This is a genomic window from Pantoea sp. BR_17 (assembly GCF_041955125.1).
In the GTDB taxonomy this organism is placed as follows: domain Bacteria; phylum Pseudomonadota; class Gammaproteobacteria; order Enterobacterales; family Enterobacteriaceae; genus Pantoea; species Pantoea stewartii.
On the sequence record NZ_JAVAXT010000002.1, the window covers coordinates 386,772 to 407,426 of the forward strand.

At 54.5% G+C, this 20,655-nt stretch carries 20 protein-coding genes; 7 read left to right on the forward strand and 13 right to left on the reverse strand.

Annotated features, from left to right (window positions below):
• The first annotated feature begins 20 nt into the window (after window positions 1-20).
• Together nrdD and nrdG are read left to right on the forward strand one after the other, a co-directional pair.
• Window positions 21-2,159 (forward strand): anaerobic ribonucleoside-triphosphate reductase, encoded by a 2,139-nt coding sequence (nrdD, locus tag RAC60_RS05345; RefSeq protein ID WP_375092859.1) that lies wholly within the window; start codon window positions 21-23, stop codon window positions 2,157-2,159.
• Window positions 2,156-2,623, forward strand: a complete 468-nt coding sequence (gene nrdG, locus RAC60_RS05350) for an anaerobic ribonucleoside-triphosphate reductase-activating protein (RefSeq protein WP_033739209.1) — start codon at window positions 2,156-2,158, stop codon at window positions 2,621-2,623. The genes nrdD and nrdG overlap by 4 nt, the downstream gene beginning before the upstream one ends.
• Here nrdG and RAC60_RS05355 read toward each other — a convergent pair.
• Window positions 2,615-3,247, reverse strand: coding sequence for an NAD-dependent epimerase/dehydratase family protein (locus RAC60_RS05355; RefSeq protein WP_110267944.1), 633 nt, complete (start codon window positions 3,245-3,247; stop codon window positions 2,615-2,617). The two genes, nrdG and RAC60_RS05355, sit on opposite strands and share 9 nt — an antisense overlap.
• Window positions 3,248-3,392: 145 nt before the next feature.
• On the opposite strand from RAC60_RS05355, the gene RAC60_RS05360 reads away from it, so the two are divergent.
• Window positions 3,393-3,914 carry a type 1 glutamine amidotransferase domain-containing protein gene (locus RAC60_RS05360; protein ID WP_006121777.1) on the forward strand — a complete coding sequence of 174 codons (522 nt, stop codon included), beginning with the start codon at window positions 3,393-3,395 and terminating at the stop codon, window positions 3,912-3,914.
• 37 nt (window positions 3,915-3,951) lie between these two features.
• Here the strand turns inward: RAC60_RS05360 and RAC60_RS05365 are convergent, their stop codons facing one another.
• A complete protein-coding gene (locus RAC60_RS05365) occupies window positions 3,952-4,380 on the reverse strand; it encodes a YhbP family protein (RefSeq protein ID WP_375092862.1) in 429 nt (142 codons plus the stop codon).
• 82 nt (window positions 4,381-4,462) lie between these two features.
• Here RAC60_RS05365 and RAC60_RS05370 point away from each other — a divergent pair, with 82 nt between their 5' ends.
• The gene (locus tag RAC60_RS05370; RefSeq protein ID WP_006121775.1) at window positions 4,463-4,750 is read left to right on the forward strand and encodes a GIY-YIG nuclease family protein; all 288 of its coding nucleotides are present in this window, start codon (window positions 4,463-4,465) and stop codon (window positions 4,748-4,750) included.
• On the opposite strand, the gene RAC60_RS05375 is transcribed toward RAC60_RS05370, so the two are convergent.
• Window positions 4,734-5,240, reverse strand: a complete 507-nt coding sequence (locus RAC60_RS05375) for a GNAT family N-acetyltransferase (RefSeq protein ID WP_058702611.1) — start codon at window positions 5,238-5,240, stop codon at window positions 4,734-4,736. The two genes, RAC60_RS05370 and RAC60_RS05375, sit on opposite strands and share 17 nt — an antisense overlap.
• Window positions 5,234-5,758 (reverse strand): SCP2 domain-containing protein, encoded by a 525-nt coding sequence (locus RAC60_RS05380; RefSeq protein ID WP_006121773.1) that lies wholly within the window; start codon window positions 5,756-5,758, stop codon window positions 5,234-5,236. The genes RAC60_RS05375 and RAC60_RS05380 overlap by 7 nt, the downstream gene beginning before the upstream one ends.
• A 205-nt stretch (window positions 5,759-5,963) precedes the next feature.
• On the opposite strand from RAC60_RS05380, the gene RAC60_RS05385 reads away from it, so the two are divergent.
• The 3 genes from RAC60_RS05385 (at window position 5,964) to RAC60_RS05395 (ending at window position 8,976) form a co-directional block, all read left to right on the forward strand.
• Window positions 5,964-6,959 (forward strand): peptidase U32 family protein, encoded by a 996-nt coding sequence (locus RAC60_RS05385; RefSeq protein ID WP_375092997.1) that lies wholly within the window; start codon window positions 5,964-5,966, stop codon window positions 6,957-6,959.
• Between the two features lie 9 nt (window positions 6,960-6,968).
• Window positions 6,969-7,853 (forward strand): U32 family peptidase, encoded by an 885-nt coding sequence (locus tag RAC60_RS05390; protein ID WP_375092864.1) that lies wholly within the window; start codon window positions 6,969-6,971, stop codon window positions 7,851-7,853.
• Between the two features lie 112 nt (window positions 7,854-7,965).
• Window positions 7,966-8,976 carry a luciferase-like monooxygenase gene (locus RAC60_RS05395; protein WP_006121770.1) on the forward strand — a complete coding sequence of 337 codons (1,011 nt, stop codon included), beginning with the start codon at window positions 7,966-7,968 and terminating at the stop codon, window positions 8,974-8,976.
• Window positions 8,977-9,157: 181 nt separating this feature from the next.
• Here RAC60_RS05395 and RAC60_RS05400 read toward each other — a convergent pair whose 3' ends face one another.
• From RAC60_RS05400 to nusA, 9 genes are all read right to left on the reverse strand, one after another.
• Complete coding sequence (locus tag RAC60_RS05400; RefSeq protein ID WP_058702613.1) at window positions 9,158-11,026, reverse strand: DEAD/DEAH family ATP-dependent RNA helicase; 1,869 nt, start codon at window positions 11,024-11,026, stop codon at window positions 9,158-9,160.
• Window positions 11,019-11,099: a protein YrbN gene (yrbN, locus tag RAC60_RS05405; RefSeq protein WP_100208641.1), complete on the reverse strand. Its 81-nt coding sequence runs from the start codon at window positions 11,097-11,099 to the stop codon at window positions 11,019-11,021. Before yrbN ends, RAC60_RS05400 begins: the two co-directional genes overlap by 8 nt.
• 103 nt (window positions 11,100-11,202) lie before the next feature.
• Window positions 11,203-12,087 carry a lipoprotein NlpI gene (gene nlpI / locus RAC60_RS05410; RefSeq protein WP_033739194.1) on the reverse strand — a complete coding sequence of 295 codons (885 nt, stop codon included), beginning with the start codon at window positions 12,085-12,087 and terminating at the stop codon, window positions 11,203-11,205.
• Window positions 12,088-12,216: 129 nt separating this feature from the next.
• Entirely contained in the window at window positions 12,217-14,346 is a 2,130-nt protein-coding gene (gene pnp, locus RAC60_RS05415) for a polyribonucleotide nucleotidyltransferase (RefSeq protein WP_006121767.1), read from the reverse strand.
• Window positions 14,347-14,651: 305 nt separating this feature from the next.
• Entirely contained in the window at window positions 14,652-14,921 is a 270-nt protein-coding gene (gene rpsO / locus RAC60_RS05420) for a 30S ribosomal protein S15 (protein WP_006121766.1), read from the reverse strand.
• A gap of 123 nt (window positions 14,922-15,044) precedes the next feature.
• Window positions 15,045-15,989 carry a tRNA pseudouridine(55) synthase TruB gene (gene truB / locus RAC60_RS05425; RefSeq protein ID WP_375092867.1) on the reverse strand — a complete coding sequence of 315 codons (945 nt, stop codon included), beginning with the start codon at window positions 15,987-15,989 and terminating at the stop codon, window positions 15,045-15,047.
• Window positions 15,989-16,396 carry a 30S ribosome-binding factor RbfA gene (rbfA, locus tag RAC60_RS05430; RefSeq protein ID WP_006121764.1) on the reverse strand — a complete coding sequence of 136 codons (408 nt, stop codon included), beginning with the start codon at window positions 16,394-16,396 and terminating at the stop codon, window positions 15,989-15,991. The genes truB and rbfA overlap by 1 nt, the downstream gene beginning before the upstream one ends.
• 65 nt (window positions 16,397-16,461) lie before the next feature.
• Window positions 16,462-19,146 carry a translation initiation factor IF-2 gene (gene infB, locus RAC60_RS05435; RefSeq protein WP_028723648.1) on the reverse strand — a complete coding sequence of 895 codons (2,685 nt, stop codon included), beginning with the start codon at window positions 19,144-19,146 and terminating at the stop codon, window positions 16,462-16,464.
• A 17-nt stretch (window positions 19,147-19,163) separates the two neighbouring features.
• On the reverse strand, window positions 19,164-20,651 hold the full coding sequence (gene nusA, locus RAC60_RS05440) for a transcription termination factor NusA (protein WP_006121762.1): 1,488 nt from the start codon (window positions 20,649-20,651) through the stop codon (window positions 19,164-19,166).
• Window positions 20,652-20,655: the final 4 nt, after the last annotated feature.

The window sequence follows — 20,655 nt, forward strand, 5'->3', positions numbered from 1 at the left end:
ATGTAGTTAACGGAGAGAGCATGGCAACGGTGGTGATAAAGCGCGACGGATGCCGCGTAAGCTTTGATGCACAACGTATCGCAGCGGCCGTTATGGCGGCTGCGCGGGCAGCGAACGTCGACGATGCCGCATGGTGCGACGCGGTGGCCGGACAGGTTAGCGCACAACTGGTTGATCGTCAGGACGTCGACATTCAGGATATTCAGTGTGCGGTGGAAGAAACGCTGATGGCCGGACCTTATCCACAACTGGCACGGGCTTATATTGCCTATCGTCACGATCGTGACGTCGAGCGCGAACGCCGCAGCCAGCTGCATCATGCCATCCGTGGCCTGGTCGATCAGACCAATGCCGCCCTGCTTCATGAAAATGCCAATAAAGACAGCAAAGTGATCCCGACCCAACGCGATTTGCTGGCCGGGATTGTGGCGAAACATTACGCCCAGCAGCAAATCCTGCCTCGTGATGTGGTTCAGGCGCATGAGCGCGGCGAGATCCATTATCACGATCTCGATTACTCGCCTTTCTTCCCCATGTTTAACTGCATGCTGATCGATTTGAAAGGCATGCTGACCAACGGTTTTAAAATGGGTAACGCGGAGATCGAGCCGCCCAGGTCGATTGCTACCGCCACTGCGGTGACCGCGCAAATCATTGCCCAGGTTGCCAGCCATATCTATGGCGGAACCACGCTGAATCGAATTGACGAGGTGCTGGCACCCTATGTTGAAAAAAGTTTTGCCCGGCATAAAGAGGTAGCGCAGCACTGGGATATCCCGCAGGCGGAAGCCTATGCCCGCCAGCGTACCGAAAAAGAGTGTTATGACGCCTTTCAGTCGCTGGAATATGAGGTGAACACGCTGCATACGGCAAATGGTCAGACACCGTTTGTCACGTTTGGGTTCGGGTTGGGGACAAGCTGGGCCGCCCGTCTGGTGCAGACATCCATCTTGCGTAACCGCCTGGCAGGACTGGGTAAAAATCGCAAAACGGCCGTCTTCCCGAAGCTGGTGTTTGCGATTCGGGAAGGCGTTAACCGTCGTCCCGGCGATGTGAACTATGACATTAAGCAACTGGCGCTGGCCTGTGCCAGCAAACGAATGTATCCCGATATTCTCAATTATGATCAGGTCGTTAAGGTTACCGGCTCCTTTAAAACGCCGATGGGCTGTCGCAGTTTTCTGGGCGTTTACGAAGAAAATGGCGAGCAGATTCATGAAGGGCGCAACAATATCGGCGTCATCAGTCTGAATCTGCCACGTATCGCGCTGGAAGCACGGGGTGATGAGGCGCGTTTCTGGGCGTTACTGGATGACAGGCTGATGCTGGCGAAACGGGCATTGATGACGCGTGTTGCCCGGCTGGAAAAAACCAAAGCCCGGGTTGCGCCCATTCTTTATATGGAAGGTGCCTGCGGCGTGCGTTTGCAGGCAGACGATGAGGTGGGGTCGATTTTCCGCAATGGCCGCGCCTCCTTGTCTCTCGGTTTCATCGGCTTGCACGAAACACTGAATGCACTGAGCGGCGCCTCAGTCCATCCTTTTGATGATGCAACCTTGCGCGCCAAAGGCGTGGCCATCGTGGCACGTCTGCGCGCGGTGACCGACGCCTGGAAAGCGGAAACGGGCTATGGCTTTAGCCTCTACAGTACCCCCAGCGAAAACTTATGTGACCGTTTCTGCCGTCTGGATGCGGCTGAATTTGGTGTGATAAAAGGCGTGACCGACAAAGGTTATTACACCAACAGCTTCCATCTGGACGTTGAGAAGAAGGTGAATCCTTACGAAAAAATCGATTTTGAAGCCCCCTATCCGCCACTCTCCAATGGCGGTTTTATCTGTTACGGCGAATATCCCAATGTGCAGCAAAACCTTAAGGCGCTGGAAGACGTCTGGGATTACAGCTACGACCGCGTGCCTTACTACGGCACCAACACGCCAATTGACGAATGTTACGACTGTGGCTTCAACGGGGAATTCACCTGTACCAGCCGCGGATTTACCTGCCCGAACTGCGGCAATCACGATCCTGCACGGGTTTCGGTCACACGGCGGGTTTGTGGCTATCTGGGCAGTCCGGACGCGCGCCCGTTTAATGCGGGAAAACAACAGGAAGTGCAGCGTCGGGTGAAACATCTTAATAGCGGCCAGCTGGAATGATGCGCATCCATCGTTACTACGATGTCGATATCGTGAACGGCCCCGGCACCCGCTGTACGCTGTTTGTCTCTGGCTGCGAGCACCAGTGCCGCGGCTGTTACAATCAACGTACCTGGCGGCTGGATTCCGGGGTGCCGTTTACCCTGGCGATGGAAGAACAACTGCTGGCCGATCTGAACGACACGCGCATCCCACGACAGGGCTTATCGTTAAGCGGCGGCGATCCCCTGCATCCACAGAATGTGCCGCATATTCGTCGTCTGGTGAAACGCGTCAAACAGACCTGCCCGGGCAAAGATATCTGGCTATGGACCGGCTATGAAATGGCGTCACTGACGTCCGCGCAGCGTGAAGTGCTGCCCTGGATTGACGTTCTGATCGACGGGCGCTTTGAAGAGGCCGAAAAAGACGCCACCCTCTTATGGCGCGGCAGTCGTAATCAGCACATCTGGTATTTACGCTGAAGAGCGGGGTATCGCCCCGGATTCAATGAGGGTGACGCCGGCTTTATCCATGAAGGCCTGCTGATGCAGACAGCGGGCCACATCCTGTGCTGACACTGCACGCCAGTTGCCGGGCAACCAGGAAAACAACGGTGCCATCAGGCTTTCTCCGCGGCGTTTCTCTTTTCTTTCACCGAGCAATAAAGATGGCCGGACGAAAACCAGGCGTGCCCAGTTCTGGTGGCGCAGCGTATTCTCCATCTCACCTTTTACGCGGCTGTATAAAAAGGGCGAATGGCGATGCGCGCCGTGCGCACTCACCACCAGCATCTGCGTGGCACCCAGTCGTAAGCCATTCAATGCGGTGTCCACCACCAGCGTGTAATCCACATGAATAAAGGCCGCTTTACTGCCTGCCTGTTTGCGCGTGGTGCCCAGGCAGCAAAATACCGTGGTCAGTGGCCCATCCAGGGGCTGAAGCACATCGGTCAGATCGTCCTCAACCGGATTGATCACCTTGTTCATAACAGGCAACGCGCGGCGCGTCGGGGCGATAATCTCATCGATGCGAGGATCATCAACCAGTAAACGCAGCAGATATGACCCGACTAATCCGGTTGCGCCGGTCACTAATACGCGATTCATCTCAGAATTGTCCCTGTTTCATCACCAGCCGTGCAAAATCTGGTCAATGTGCGCCGTCTGGCTTGCTTTCCTGATGTCGGCAGCCAGGCTTAATGCGTATCAGGATAGCGCATTAAGCGCCTAACATGCCTACAGGAGGGTAAAGATGAGCACCAAAATTGCGGTATTGATCACCGATGAATTTGAAGACTCTGAGTTTACCTCGCCAGCGGAAGTGTATAAACGTGCTGGCTACGAGGTGGTGACCATTGAGGAGCAGGCGGGTAAAACCGTTAAAGGCAAACAGGGTGATGCTGAAGTGAAGATTGACCGCAGCATCGACGATGTCAGTGCGGCTGAGTTTGACGCGCTACTGCTGCCTGGCGGCCATTCACCTGACGCCCTGCGCGGCGACGACCGCTTCGTCGCTTTCACCAAAGACTTCGTGGCAAGCGGCAAACCGGTGTTTGCGATCTGCCACGGGCCACAGTTGCTGATCAGTGCCAATGGCGTCCGCGGCCGAAAAATGACCAGCGTAAAAGCCATTGCGGTCGACCTGATTAATGCCGGGGCTGATTTCCGCGATGAAGAAGTGGTGGTGGACAGTGACAAGCTGGTAACCAGCCGCACGCCGGCTGACCTGCCTGCTTTTAACCGTGAGTCCCTGCGCATTCTGGAAGCGCTGTAACGCGTTGGCGCCCTTTTCCGTCAGGGATCAGGGCGCACTACTCTTCCCGCAGCCAGGCAATCTTTTTGCCAAATCCCAGCGCGTTATCGGTCATTTTCAGCTCATCGAGCGTGATTTCCCACAGCGGAGAAGACACGCTGCGTGACATCGGGAAACGGCGCTGATAGGCATGGCGAGCTTCAACCGCCTCCTCCTCACGCAGTTGCCTGATGCGTCCACGATACTGCACCCCTTTTATCAGTAAGACCGTTTTCGGCTGACCATTGATCGTTCCGGCCACGTGAGGATTTTTGCTGGCCAGAAGGCCATGGCGTGTATCCGGTTCCGTCATCAGCCAGAATGCCATACGTGCCTCATCAAACACGTAGTAACAGTTTGCACACCACAGTTCATTTCCGGCACTGCAGCACAGTGACAGGACATGTTGCTTCTTCAGGTAGCGAATAAGATGGGAAAGATCAGACACAATCAACTCCGGATAAGGGCAACGGATAGCGCACGATGGGGAAGCGCGTTACACTGCCGGGCAGGCATTTCTGGGACAGATTATGAGTCAGCACTGGCAACTTTACCTGATAAAAACGGCCGCCGGTCTGTTATATACCGGCATCACGACCGACGTCACGCGCCGCCTTGCGCAACATGAGTGTGGTCGTGGAGCCCGGGCCCTGCGCGGAAAAGGCCCACTGGCGCTGGTTTATGCCTGCGCGGCAGGTGACCGCGCGCAGGCATCCAGGCTGGAATATCAGGTCAAGCAACTTCCCCGGCAACGCAAACTGCAACTGGTTGCCGAGCAACCGCAGAGTCTCGAAACCTGGCTTAGCGCAGTGCGTTAAAGGGGGCTGAATACTCAATGCGCCCTTCTGCGTCGTCGAAGGCATTATCGGCCAGACGGTAAACCTGGAAAGCGGCTTCACTGTCCGGCCAGCGACAGTGCAATCCCCGGCGCGCCGCAGGTTCAAATCCCAGCGGATGAAACAGCGCAGGCTCGCCAAGTACGACTACCGCGCTGTAACCAAACTCATTGAGCGTATCCAGACCTTCGTAAATGAGGCGTTTCGCAATGCCCTGTCCCCGTAAAGGTTCATCAACGGCCAGCGGCGCAAGGCCGACCCAGCCGCGATCCTCGCCCTGCATCGTGACCGGACTAAAGGCAGCATAACCCAGCACTTGTCCTTCATCATCGGTTGCCACGACGCCAAGCGTTAACAGGCCATCTTCGCGCAGTGCCTGTGTCAGTTCCGCCTCGGCCGATGTAGGGAAACAACGTCGGAGCAGTGCATCGATTCCGGCGGCGTCAACGCCAATTTCCGTTCGTATTAACATGAAACACCTGCGCGTGCCTGTGCGGCGTTCGCGTCCTGTTGCATCGTTGTTTCCACAATTGCAGCCATGTGCTGAATGGCGGTACGTAACCCTACGGGCATGGTGTCGAGTTCTATTGCATCCATTACGTTCTTAACCTCCAGTCCCAGTTCAGTATCCCCTTCAATCAGCAATCGACGCTGAAAGAAAAGCATATCAGGATCCGCTTTACGCGCGGCTACCAGCAACAAATCATTGGCATTGCCCCGGAACCAGACATCTGCTTCGGCATGCTGCAACACCTTCAGTCGGCCATCCTCTAGCGTGGTCATCCAGGTGAGATGCATATCAAGGATCTCAATGCCTAAAAAGCGTCCCTGAAGGAAGTCTAACTCACCTTCAGCCAAAACATGACGAAATTGCCAGTTTAAGAGTTGCTGCAAGAGGGGCTTCTTCAAGGTAAACGGGGCAATCTTCGCCGGTAAACCAATAATTTTAGGACCATTTTTCACTAAACTGGCTGAAAACCGCTGAAGCACGCTCGTCACTCCTGTTAAAAAAATTTTAGCTATATTGCCACAGACACCGGTTATCGCCGTCGGTGAGATCAATAAAACCAACAGCTGACCGATTAAAAATACGCCAGCCTCACGCATCAAAACGGCTTTCACTGCCCCAAATCAAGATTTGCGCAACGCGGCATGACTAGACTCGGGCTCCATCTGTATGTCGAGAGGATTGGGTATGGAGTTGCTGTGTCCGGCCGGGAGCCTGCCAGCCCTGCGCGCCGCCGTTGAGAATGGGGCCGATGCGGTCTATGTCGGGCTAAAAGACGATACCAATGCGCGTCATTTTGCCGGGCTAAACTTTACGGATAAGAAATTACGTGAAGCAGCCTGTTACTTACATCAGCATCGTCGCAAACTGCACGTTGCCATTAATACCTTTGCACACCCTGATAGCGTGTATCGCTGGCAGCAGGCCATTGATGTGGCGGCGGACTGTGGAGCGGATGCGCTGATACTGGCCGATATCGCCACGCTGGCCTATGCCCGCGAACGCTATCCACACATAGAGCGACATTTGTCCGTTCAGGCCTCGGCCACCAATCTGGAAGCCATCCGTTTTTATCACAGTCATTTCACTTTGCATCGCGTAGTGCTGCCCCGTGTTTTATCCCTCCATCAGGTAAAACAACTGGCGCGCAGTACGCCAGTCCCGCTGGAAGTATTTGCCTTTGGCAGCCTGTGTATTATGGCCGAAGGTCGCTGCTATCTGTCCTCCTGGCTCACAGGGGAATCGCCAAACAGCAAAGGCGCCTGCTCGCCGGCGAAGTTTGTGCGCTGGCAGCAAACGCCTGCCGGGATGGAGGTGCGCCTGAATGACGTATTGGTTGACCGTTACGGTGCGGATGAAAGCGCGGGTTATCCCACCCTGTGTAAAGGGCGTTACGAGATTGACGAACAGCGCTACCACGTGCTGGAAGAACCCACCAGCCTGAATACCCTGGAACTGCTGCCTGAGCTGCTGCGGGCGGGCATTGCCTCAGTGAAGATTGAAGGCCGTCAACGCAGCCCCGCCTATATTTCTGAGGTGGCGCGCGTCTGGCGTCAGGCGATCAATCGCTGTCAGGCCGCGCCGGATAGCTTTGACGTCAGCGAGAAATGGATGCAGACATTAGGGGCGCTGTCTGAAGGAACGCAAACCACGTTAGGTGCTTACCATCGTGACTGGCAATAAGGAGACAGAATGAAATATTCCCTTGGCCCGGTGCTGTGGTACTGGCCTGGCGACACACTGCAACACTTTTACCACCTCGCCGCCCAAAGCAGTGCCGACATCATTTACCTGGGCGAAACCGTATGCAGCAAGCGCCGCGCAACCTCGTTTGCCGCCTGGATGGATTTAGCGCGTGAGCTGGCTGCCAGCGGCAAGCAGGTTGTCGTGAGCACGCTGGCGCTGCTGCAATCCCCATCCGAACTGAAAGAGTTACAGCGTTATGTCGAAAATGGCGAGTTTCTTATCGAGGCCAACGACATGGGGACGGTCAACATGGCGGCGGAGCGCAAGCTGCCCTTTGTCGCCGGTCCTACCCTGAACTTTTATAACGCTGACACATTACATCTGCTGGTGAAAGAAGGTATGACGCGCTGGTGCCTGCCCGTTGAAATGCCACGAGACTGGTTGTTACCTCTGCTGGCGCAGTGCGAAACGCGCGGTATTCGCGAACAGTTTGAAGTGGAGGTGCTGGGCTATGGGCATTTACCGCTAGCCCTGTCAGCGCGATGCTTTACGGCCCGCTCGGAGAATCGTGCTAAAGATGACTGCGAAACCTGCTGCCGTCATTATCCGAACGGACGCAGGGTGCTTTCGCAGGAGCGACAACAGGTTTTCGTTCTGAACGGTATTCAGACGCTGAGTGGCTACTGTTACAACCTGGGCAACGATCTGGTAAGCATGCACAACTGTGTCGATATCGTGCGACTTTCACCACAAAGCGAGGAAACCTTAAGCCTTGTTGACCGTTTTCGCGACAACGAAGCGGGCCAGGCCCCGTTAGCGATCGAGAAAAACCGGGACTGCAATGGCTACTGGCGTAAACTGCCGGGGATGGTTTTACAGACCACCGACTGAAACGCACATACAGGCAACAGAGAGTGGGCGTAAAGCGTTTTAATATAGCGAATGTTGCGCAATACTTAATAGTGCAGGGTATGAAACCTGCGCTATAACCTCTGGAGTACCCATGTCTGAGAAAAAAAACGTTCGCCTCTCTGTACTCGATCTTGCCCCTGTTCCTCAGGGCGCTACGCCACGTGATGCGTTTCAGAATTCACTTGCGCTGGCACGTCAGGCCGAAGCCCTGGGATTTGAACGTTACTGGTTAGCTGAGCACCATAATATGACCGGCATCGCCAGCGCCGCCACAGCCGTGTTAATCGGCTATCTGGCCGCAAACACTACGACGCTGCGTCTGGGCTCTGGCGGCATTATGTTGCCCAATCACGCGCCGCTGGTGATCGCAGAACAGTTCGGCACCCTGGCGTCGCTGTATCCCGATCGCATCGATCTGGGATTAGGCCGTGCGCCAGGATCGGATCAGCGCACGATGCTGGCTTTACGTCGCAACCTGTCAGGCATGCAGGCCGATACGTTTCCGGATGATGTGGCCGAGCTGATTCACTGGTTTGATGCAGAAGCTGGCGCGCAGCCGCCTGTTCAGCCGGTACCTGGTTTAGGGATGAAAATTCCCGTCTGGTTACTGGGTTCCAGCCTGTACAGCGCCCAGCTCTCGGCCAAAATGGGGCTGCCTTTTGCGTTTGCCTCGCATTTCGCACCGGACCAGCTGTTTCAGGCTCTGCATGTTTATCGTGAAAACTTTACACCGTCAGCGCGCCTTGCTGAACCTTATGCTACCGTCTGCATTAACATCGTGGCGGCGGACACGGAAAGCGACGCCCGTTTTCTGTTTACCTCAATGCAGCAGCAGTTTATTAATTTGCGTCGCGGCAAGCCCGGTCCGTTACCTGCCCCGGTGCAGAATATGGACAGCCTCTGGTCGCCGTCAGAACAGTATGGCGTCCAGCAGGCTCTGAGCATGTCGCTGGTCGGGGACGTGGATAAAGTGCGTCACGGTCTGGCCTCGCTGCTGCGTGAAACGCAGGCCGATGAGATCATGGTTAACGGTCAGATTTACGATACCGATGCACGTCTGCACTCCTTTAAGCTGGCGATGGAGGCGGCACGCGGGCTGTAAACGCCTCGTTCTGTTTCGCGCCAGGTAAAAGGCAAAGACAAAAAGGGAAGCCTGCTGGCTTCCCTTTACTTATCTTGCTTCCCCGCTGTCTCAGCCGGTCTGCCCTGACAGGGATTTACCGCAAGGGCAAAAAAAAGGGAAGCCCGCAGGCTTCCCTTTTTATCATGCGAAATCGTCTCGCTTATGCGTCACGACGACGAGGTGCAGCAGCACCGTCTTCACGACGTGGACCACGACCGCCTTCACGGTTAAAGCTGCGTCCACCTTCACGACCACCTTCACGGCGCTCAGAAGAGAAACGACGGCCCTGACCTTCAGGACGAGGACCACGACGCTCGCCAGAACCTGAACGACGCTCACCACGGCCACCTTCATGCGGCTGTGCATCACCCAGCAATTGCATATTCATCGGCTTGTTGAGAATACGCGTACGGGTAAAGTGCTGCAGGACATCGCCCGGCATGCCTTTCGGCAGTTCGATCGTCGAGTGCGTACCAAACAGTTTGATGTTACCGATGTAACGGCTGCTGATGTCGCCTTCGTTAGCAATCGCGCCAACGATGTGACGAACTTCAACACCGTCATCACGGCCCACTTCAATGCGATACAGCTGCATGTCGCCAACATCGCGACGCTCACGACGTGGACGATCGCCATCACGGCTGTCACGTGGACCACGGCTGTCGCGACGATCATCACGCTCACGGAATTCGCGGCGCGGAGGACGCGGTGCGTCAGCAGGTACGATCAGCGGACGCTCACCCTGTGCCATTTTCAGCAGGGCGGCAGCCAGCGTTTCGATATCCAGCTCTTCTTCAGGCTGCATTTTGGTCAGCAGTGCACGGTACTGTTCCAGATCGCTGCTTTCCAGTTGCTGCTGAACTTTCGCGGCAAACTTAGCCAGACGACGCTGACCCAGCAGCTCTGCGTTTGGCAGCTCAACTTCCGGAATAGTCAGCTTCATGGTGCGTTCGATGTTGCGCAGCAGACGACGCTCGCGGTTCTCAACGAACAGCAGTGCGCGACCCGCACGACCCGCACGACCCGTACGGCCAATGCGGTGAACGTAAGATTCGGCGTCCATCGGGATATCGTAGTTAACAACCAGGCTGATACGCTCAACGTCCAGGCCACGAGCCGCAACGTCAGTCGCGATCAGGATGTCCAGACGACCATCTTTCAAACGCTCCAGCGTCTGCTCACGCAGGGCCTGGTTCATATCACCGTTCAGGGCCGCGCTGTTGTAACCGCTACGCTCCAGCGCTTCAGCGACTTCCAGAGTGGCATTTTTGGTACGAACGAAGATGATCGCCGCATCAAAATCTTCTGCTTCCAGGAAGCGAACCAGTGCATCGGTTTTACGGCCGTAAGCCGTCCAGTAGCTCTGGCTGATGTCAGGACGCGTTGTCAGGCTCGACTGAATACGCACTTCCTGCGGATCTTTCATGAAACGCTTGGTGATGCGACGAATCGCTTCTGGCATGGTGGCAGAGAACAGCGCGGTCTGATGACCTTCGGGGATCTGCGCCATGATGGTTTCAACGTCTTCGATGAAGCCCATACGTAACATTTCATCTGCTTCGTCCAGCACCAGACCACGCAGATTAGACAGATCTAACGTGCCACGCTTCAGGTGATCCAGCAGACGACCTGGGGTTCCCACAACAACCTGGGGTCCCTGGCGCAGAGCACGCAGCTGCACGTCATAACGCTGGCCGCCGTAAAGGGCAACTACGTTCAGACCGCGCATGTGCTTAGAGAATTCGGTCATCGCTTCAGCAACCTGAACCGCCAGTTCGCGGGTCGGAGCCAGCACCAAAATTTGCGGTGCTTTAATAGTCGGATCAATGTTGTTTAACAGCGGCAGAGAGAACGCTGCCGTTTTACCACTCCCGGTCTGCGCCATGCCTAACACGTCACGGCCCGCCAACAGGTGAGGAATACACTCAGCCTGGATTGGGGATGGCTTTACGTAGCCCATGCCGTTCAGTGATTCAAGGATGTCGGCGTTCAGGCCAAGGTCTGCAAAAGTGGTTTGAATATCAGTCATGTAGTACACGTGCCTCGTTGATTGCGGCGGCCAGTCTACATAACTCGTCGTGAAAACTTTCAGTCATTTTCATCAAAAAGTGTGAACCGGCTCAAATTAGAAGTTTTGACGAACAGAAAAGCCCTCATCCCTGAAGATGATGACTTGACAGGTTTACAGGCAAAAAAGTTCGTCAGCTATTGCTGGTCAGATTCTGATAAATCGTCTTGTGCCTGGCCGAGTAGCGCCAGTTCCAACAATGCGTATCGGTGTTCAACAAAGTTATTCACGTTGTTGGCGACCGCCAGTTTGAACAACGCTTCTGCGTTGTCCTTCTCCCCCAGACTTAGGTAATACTTACCTAAATAGAAGTTGGTTTCACTGAGATGTTCAGCGAGCGAGGTGTTATCCGTTGCGTCCGCCTTGAGACGTTCCATCAGTGTTGCTTCGCTGATGTCGCCCAGGTAGAACTCGACAATATTCCATCCCCATTGGTCCTTAACCGCTTTGTCGTAACGCTGTTTAAGCGCCACTTTTGCTTTGGCTGCGTCCATCTTGCTTTCAACAAGATAGAGCCACAAGCTACGGAAAGGATCGTTAGGATCGTCTTGATAAAACGCCAGCAGATCATCTTGCGCTAACTTGTATCGACCACCGTAATAGAGGGCGATACCACGATTTAAATGCGCATAGTTGTAAGTTGGATCAAGCTCAAGTACAGAATCAAACGCTTCATAGGCGGCATCATAGTTGCCCGCCTGCGTTAAGTATATACCAAGATAGTTAAACACTTCTGGCATATCAGGTCTTATAGACAGCGCTTGCGAAAAATCGTTCCGCGCTAATGCCCTCAGACCCAAACTATCATACAACACTCCGCGCTCATATAACAGCTGTGCGCGTTCATCATCGGTAAGGGCTCGACTGGCAAGAATTTGTTCCATGCGAGCCAGAATCACTTCCTGCTGCAGTGTGGGCTGTAAAGGTACTGCAAGAACTTCGTTCTTACGCCAATTGGAGTTGCTGCATCCTGCCAGCGTCAAAGCTGTCGCAACAAAACACCAGCGCAAAAAAGGCTTCATTTCCCACTCCCGAATACAAACATTGGGACAACCGTCCTGTTATCCGCCTGCTGTGCACAAGGATTCCTGCCCTCGCGATGACACAAAAGCCTCCCCCTGCCAGGCAAGGAGAGGCAAATCAGGAAAGACTTATTCAGCGTCAGGTGCGCTCTCAGCTGCAACAGCCTCAGGCTTGGTTTCTGTCGCTTCTTTGATGCTCAGACGAACACGGCCCTGGCGATCCACTTCCATCACCTTCACCGGTACTTCCTGACCCATCTGCAGATAATCCGTCACTTTCTCAACGCGCTTATCAGCGATTTGTGAAATGTGCACCAGGCCTTCTTTACCGCCGCCGATAGCAACGAAAGCACCGAAATCGACAATGCGCGTGACTTTACCGCTGTAAATGCGGCCCACTTCGATTTCAGCGGTGATCTCTTCGATGCGACGAATCGCTTCTTTCGCTTTCAGGCCATCAGTTGCCGCGATTTTCACCGTACCGTCATCTTCGATTTCGATGGTGGTGCCGGTTTCTTCGGTCAGCGCACGGATAACAGAACCGCCTTTACCGATCACATCTTTGATCTTATCTGAACTGATCTTGATGGTGTAAATGCGCGGTGCGAACTCAGAGATTTCCTGACGCGGCGTGCTGATAGCCTGCTCCATCACGCCCAGAATGTGCAGACGTGCACCTTTGGCCTGATTCAGCGCTACCTGCATGATCTCGCGGGTGATGCCTTCAATTTTGATGTCCATCTGCAGCGCGGTGATACCGTCACGGCTACCCGCCACTTTGAAGTCCATATCACCCAGGTGATCTTCATCACCCAGAATGTCAGACAGAACAACAAATTTGTCGTCTTCTTTTACCAGGCCCATCGCGATACCGGCAACAGACGCTTTAATAGGTACGCCCGCGTCCATCAGCGCCAGAGAAGCACCACAGACGGAAGCCATAGAAGATGAACCGTTTGATTCAGTGATTTCAGACACGACACGAACGGTGTAAGGGAAATCTTCCACTTTTGGCATTACGGCCAACACGCCGCGCTTCGCCAGACGACCGTGACCAATTTCACGACGCTTAGGCGAGCCCACCATACCGGTTTCACCTACTGAGTAGGGAGGGAAGTTGTAGTGGAACAGGAAGCTGTCGGTACGCTCACCCATCAGTTCATCCAGGTTCTGCGCATCGCGGGTGGTACCCAGCGTTGCGGTCACCAGCGCCTGTGTTTCACCACGGGTGAACAGAGCTGAACCATGGGTACGCGGCAGTACGCCGGTCCGCACGTCCAGACCACGAATCATGTCTTTTTCACGGCCATCGATACGCGGCTCGCCGTTCAGAATACGGGTACGAACAACCGTCTTCTCCAGGCTGTGCACGATATCACCGATTTCAGCCGCATCCAGGGATTCGTCTTCCGCCAGCAGCGCCGCGATGGTTTCGTCTTTGATGGCGTCAACTTGGGCATAACGCGCTTGCTTGTCAGTGATACGGTACGCATCGCTGATACGCGCTTCAGCCAGGGCCGCGACACGTGAAATCAGTGCAGTATTGGCCGCTTCTGGCTGCCAGTCCCAACGCGGCTTGCCCGCTTCAGCGACCAGTGCATTAATGTTTTCAATCACCACCTGCTGCTGATCGTGGCCGAACACCACAGCACCCAGCATTTGTTCTTCAGACAGGATTTCTGCTTCAGATTCCACCATCAGAACGGCGTTCTGCGTACCAGCAACCACCAGATCCAGACGTGACGTTTTCAGTTCGTCAGCCGTTGGGTTCAGTACGTACTGGTCATTGATATAACCCACACGCGCCGCACCGATTGGGCCATTGAAAGGCAGACCCGACAGCGCCAGCGCGGCAGAGGCACCGATCATCGCAACGATGTCTGGGTGAACCTGTGGGTTGACCGAAACAACGGTCGCAATCACCTGAACTTCGTTAACGAACCCTTCCGGGAACAGAGGACGCACCGGACGGTCAATCAGACGTGAAATCAGCGTTTCACCTTCGCTTGGACGACCTTCGCGACGGAAGAAGCTGCCCGGGATACGACCAGCAGCGTAAGTACGCTCCTGATAGTTAACGGTCAGTGGGAAGAAGTCCTGGCCTGGTTTGGTTTTTTTCTGGCCAACAACGGTGACAAAAACAGCGGTGTCATCCATGCTCACCATAACGGCGGCAGTCGCCTGGCGAGCCATCATGCCGGTTTCCAGCGTGACGGTATGTTGACCATATTGGAATTTGCGTACGATCGGATTAAGCAAAATCAAAGTCCTTAACATCGGGGCAGTGCTATCTTGAGCCTGCCATTAATTACCGATCTCCGTTGCATCCTCGCGACTAATGACAACCCTTAACCGCCCCTGCGGTAAAGCCTCTCATTAGCCGCGCGAACCTCTGCAAACAAAGATCACACCCAACAACAATACATGAGTTTGCTCAGGATTGCTGCGCATTGCTCGAAAAAAGGGGCCATAAAGGCCCCCTTTTCATGAAACTCGCACAAATCTGATCGCCAAAGGGGTTTTAGCACACATTTGTGGCATCCCAGACGATCCGATTTTAAGACTTAGCGACGCAGACCGAGGCTTTCGATCAGGCTGCTGTAGCGTGCAACGTCTTTACGCTTCAGGTAGTCCAGCAGCTTACGACGCTGAGATACCATGCGCAGCAGACCGCGGCGGCTGTGGTGGTCTTTTTTGTGCTCAGAGAAGTGGCCCTGCAGATGGCTGATCTGCGCGGTCAACAGTGCAACCTGAACTTCAGTTGAACCGCTGTCGTTAGCACCACGACCATATTTAGCAACGATCTCTGCTTTAGCTTCTACGCTTAGAGACATAATAAACTCCAGTTAAATGAATGTATGGGCGCCGATCTCTAATTCAGCATCCCGCTTTAAAGCCGCGCTATTCTACTCTTCGCCAGAAGGCAACGCAAATGCCCTTAATGAAAAGCGCACAACTTAATTCTGATACTCAACCACTAAACGGCGTGGAGCAATCCGGCCATCGTCGGCCACTTCTGCCATACCGATAAACTTGCGAGTTTCACCTTCGGTGACGCGAACCAGCCCCTGGTCAGGTGCCTGACTTGCATGCACCGGCTGGCCCTGTTTAAAGTAGGCCGCCACATCCTCTGACAGGTTGACCGCAGGAAAATCCGCAGCCGGACTGTCCATGGGCAGCAGCAGAGGATCGAGCTGTAACGCCAGATCGTCGCCTGAGGCGTTCGCCTCTGCCTGCAACGCCTGAAGCTGCTCCAGCGTGACCATTCTTTCGAAGGGATAGCGTGCTACCTGCAAACGACGCAGCATAATGACATGCGCACCGCAGCCCAGCTTTTCACCCAAATCGTCAATAATGGTACGGATGTAGGTACCTTTAGAGCAGTGAATTTCCAGCTCAAGCTCACTGCCCTGCCAGCGAATAAACTGCAAGTCATACACGGTGATCGGCCGGGGCTCACGTTCGATAGTGATGCCTTCGCGGGCATATTCATACAGTTTCCGGCCCTGATGTTTCAATGCTGAAAACATCGACGGCACCTGCATAATGTCACCACGAAAACTGTCCAGTGCGGTATCCAGATCGGCCTGGGTAAAGGTCACGGGACGGGTTTGTACCCGGTTCCCGTCCGCATCGGAGGTATCGGTACGTTCACCTAACCGGGCAATCACGCGATAACGCTTATCGGAATCCAGCAGATACTGCGAGAACTTGGTGGCTTCACCCAGACAGATCGGCAACATGCCGGTTGCCAGCGGATCAAGTGCACCGGTGTGTCCTGCACGGTTAGCGTTAAAAATGCGTTTCACCTTCTGCAGAACATCGTTAGACGACATGCCTTGTGGCTTATCCAGCAACAAAACGCCATGGACGTCGCGACCGCGACGACGAGGACGACTCATTACGCCTCCTCGTCATCATCCGTGGTTTCTGGACCACGACGCTCAACGTCTTTTTTCACCACGTTAGTCACGAGGTTGGACATGCGCATCCCTTCAATCAACGAGTTATCGTAGAAGAAGGTCAGTTCAGGCACGATACGCAGGCGCATGGCTTTACCCAGCAGCGTACGGATATAACCCGAGGCTTCTTTCAACGCTTTCAGGCCATTTTTTACGGCTTCTTCATCTTGATCGTTGAGGAATGTCACAAACACTTTGGCGTAAGCGAGGTCACGTGATACCTCAACACCCGAAACGGTCACCATCATGCCAAGGCGTGGATCTTTAATCTCACGCTGCAGAATCATCGCAATCTCTTTTTGCAGCTCCTGTGATACACGCTGCGGACGGCCAAATTCTTTCGCCATTTTTATTTCTCCCAAATAATTCGGGAGGCCAGCGGCCTCCCAAATTGCATCATCAACGCCAGGACTTAAGCGATGGTGCGTTTAACTTCAATCACTTCGAAGACTTCGATCATATCGCCGACACGAACGTCATTATAGTTCTTCACGCCGATACCGCACTCCATGCCGTTACGCACTTCGTTAACGTCATCTTTAAAGCGACGCAGTGATTCAAGCTCACCTTCGTAGATCACCACGTTATCGCGCAGGACGCGGATTGGGTTGTGACGCTTGATGTTACCTTCCGTCACCATACAACCTGCGATAGCACCAAATTTCGGTGATTTGAACACGTCACGCACTTCAGCCAGACCGATGATCTGCTGTTTGTACTCTGGTGCCAGCATACCGCTCATTGCGGCTTTCACTTCGTCAATCAGGTTATAGATGACGGAGTAGTAACGCAGATCCAGGCTTTCAGCGTCGATGACGCGACGCGCAGATGCGTCAGCACGGACGTTAAAGCCAAGGATAATCGCGTTAGATGCGGCTGCCAGCGTCGCGTCGGTTTCGGTGATACCACCTACGCCTGAACCCACAATCTTCACCTTCACTTCGTCGGTGGAGAGTTTGAGCAGGGAGTCGGAGATCGCTTCCACAGAGCCCTGAACGTCGGCTTTCAGCACGATGTTCAGTTCAGATACTTCGCCTTCGGTCATGTTAGCAAACATGTTTTCCAGCTTAGATTTCTGCTGACGTGCCAGTTTCACTTCGCGGAATTTGCCCTGACGATACAGTGCCACTTCACGGGCTTTCTTCTCGTCACGCACCACGGTCGCTTCATCACCTGCCGCCGGAACACCGGACAAGCCGAGGATCTCAACCGGGATCGACGGGCCCGCTTCCATGACTTCACGTCCCAGTTCGTCACGCATTGCACGAACACGACCGTATTCGAAGCCACACAGAACGATATCGCCTTTGTTCAGCGTACCTTCGCGTACCAGAACGGTCGCAACCGGACCACGGCCTTTGTCGAGGAACGATTCGATCACAACGCCGCTGGCCATACCGGCACGAATGGCCGTCAGCTCAAGCACTTCTGCCTGCAGCAGAATCGCGTTCAGCAGATCGTCAATACCGGTACCCGCTTTCGCAGAGACGTTGACGAACATGTTTTCGCCGCCCCACTCTTCCGGAATGATGCCGTACTGTGTCAGTTCATTTTTAACACGATCCGGATCGGCTTCTGGCTTATCGCACTTGTTGACAGCAACCACAACCGGCACTTTCGCGGCTTTGGCGTGCTGAATCGCTTCGATGGTTTGTGGCATCACACCATCATCTGCCGCCACCACGAGGATAACGATATCCGTTGCCTGCGCACCACGTGCACGCATCGCGGTAAACGCGGCGTGGCCCGGGGTATCCAGGAAGGTGATCATACCGTTGTCGGTTTCGACGTGGTATGCACCGATGTGCTGTGTAATCCCGCCCGCTTCGCCAGAGGCGATTTTGGTCGAGCGGATGTAATCCAGCAGTGAGGTTTTACCGTGGTCAACGTGGCCCATAATGGTCACAACCGGCGCACGCGCTTCCTGCGCTGCATCGGTATCACGATCGTCCATTACCGCTTCTTCAAGCTCGTTTTCACGACGAAGGGTCACCTTGTGGCCCATTTCTTCGGCAACCAGCTGTGCGGTTTCCTGGTCGATAACCTGGTTGATGGTCGCCATAGCGCCCATTTTCATCATCGCTTTGATGACCAGTGAACCTTTAACGGCCATTTTGTTAGCCAGTTCAGCAACGGTGATGGTTTCGCCAATCACCACATCGCGGTTAACCGCCTGTGCTGGCTTGTTGAAGCCCTGCTGCAGAGCGCTTGGCTTACGATGCTTACCACCTTTACCACCACGAACCTGCGCACGGGCTTCTTCGCGGTCGGTTTTGGCTTCTGAATGCTTGTTGCCTTTTTTCACCGGACGCGCGGCTTTAGCACTGCGCGTGCGGGCACGACCCGCTTCGACCTGACGATCGTTCTCGTCTTCGGCCTGACGGGCATGTGTTGAGGTGGTGACGTGATAGTCGCCCTTATCCTCTTCTTCAGGCTTTTCCCATTCAGCCGCTTTTTCTTCGGCTAAACGGCGGGCTTCTTCCGCGGCGAGGCGGGCAGCCTCTTCCAGCTTACGACGCGCTTCTTCTTCCGCTTTACGCTTCAGTTCAGCGGCTTCAGCTTCACGACGTGCTTTATCGGACTGGGCGGCCTTGGTCACTTCGTCGGTAGGTTGATTAGTCACTTTCTCATTTTCCGCTGCTGCACGCTTAGCCTTTTCAGCGGCTTCGCGCCTGGCTTTCTCTTCGGCTTCACGTTGCGCTTTTTGTTCCGCTTCACGACGCGCCTGTTCAGCGGCCTCGCGTTGCGCCTGCTCTTCCGCTTCACGCTGCGCCTCGGCTTCTGCTTCTGCCTGAGCTTGCTCAGACTCTGCATCACCTTTTACATACGTGCGCTTTTTGCGGACTTCGATTTGCACCGATTTACTTTTACCCCCGGTGCCAGGAATATTCAAGGTACTACGCGTTTTGCGCTGCAGGGTCAGTTTGCCTGAACCGGCCTGACCATGCTTCAGGTGAGACAGTAAGGTTTCTTTCTCATGCTGGGTCACCGCATCATTTTCAGACTTTGGGATCCCCGCATCAGCAAACTGCTGTACCAGGCGATCGACCGAAGTCTGAATTTCTGCTGCCAGCGATTTTACGGTTACATCTGTCATGCTGTTCCTTCCTGTTATTACGCGTCATCGCCGAACCAGCAGATATTGCGTGCGGCCATAATCAGCGCGCCAGCTTGCTCATCAGTCAGCCCTTCAATATCAGTCAGATCGTCAACACCTTGCTCAGCAAGGTCTTCCAGCGTGCAAACGCCTTTGGATGCCAGGCGGAAAGCCAGTGCACGATCCAGACCCTCAAGATTCAAGAGGTCTTCTGCAGGTTCCTGATTCCCCAGGCTCTCTTCTTTAGCCAGTGCCAGGGTGGTTAACGCATTTTTTGCTCGTTCACGCAGGGCTTCAATGGTCTCTTCGTCGAGGCCGTCGATTTCCAACAGCTCGTTAATTGGCACATAGGCCAGTTCTTCCAACGATGAGAAGCCCTCTTCCACCAGAATGGTGGCGAACTCTTCGTCGATGTCGAGATGTTTAGTGAACATATCGATCGCTGCATGGGCTTCAGCCTGATGCTTCGCCTGCAGATCATCGACGGTCATCACGTTCAGCTCCCAGCCACTCAGCTGTGAAGCCAGACGCACGTTTTGGCCATTACGGCCGATCGCCTGGGCCAGATTGCCAGCCTCAACGGCGATATCCATCGTGTGGTTGTCTTCATCAACCACGATTGACGCCACATCAGCCGGAGCCATGGCGTTAATAACAAACTGTGCCGGGTTGTCGTCCCACAGCACGATATCGATACGCTCGCCGCCCAGTTCACTGGACACGGCCTGAACACGCGCACCGCGCATACCGACGCAGGCACCCACCGGATCAATACGTTTGTCGTTCGTTTTTACTGCAATTTTAGCGCGTGAACCCGGATCGCGGGCTGCGGCTTTAATTTCAAGTACTTCTTCGCCAATTTCTGGTACTTCAATGCGGAACAGTTCGATCAGCATTTCTGGCTTTGAGCGGGTCACAAACAGCTGTGCACCACGCGCTTCCGGGCGAACGGCATACAGAACACCGCGAATACGGTCACCAGGGCGGAAGTTTTCGCGCGGCAGCATATCCTCACGCAGGATTACCGCTTCAGCATTGTTGCCCAGATCCAGTGAAATGTTGTCACGGTTAACTTTTTTCACCACGCCGGTGATAATTTCGCCTTCCTGCTCACGGAACTGATCCACGACCATTGCGCGCTCGGCTTCACGTACTTTTTGCACGATAACCTGTTTTGCGGTCTGGGTAGTAATGCGGTCAAAGGTGACAGATTCAATCTGATCTTCAACGTAGTCGCCCAGATTGAGGGACTCATCTTCGTAGCGAGCCGCATCCAGCGTGATCTCACGCGTTGGCTGAGTGACCTGCTCTACGATTTCCCAACGGCGGAACGTATCAAAGTCGCCACTTCTGCGGTCGATGCTGACGCGGACGTCAATTTCCTGCTCGTACTTTTTCTTGGTCGCAGTCGCCAGCGCGCTCTCCAGCGCTTCGAAGATTTTCTCACGCGGCAGGGCTTTTTCGTTAGAAACGGCTTCTACAACAGCTAAGATCTCTTTGTTCATCCTG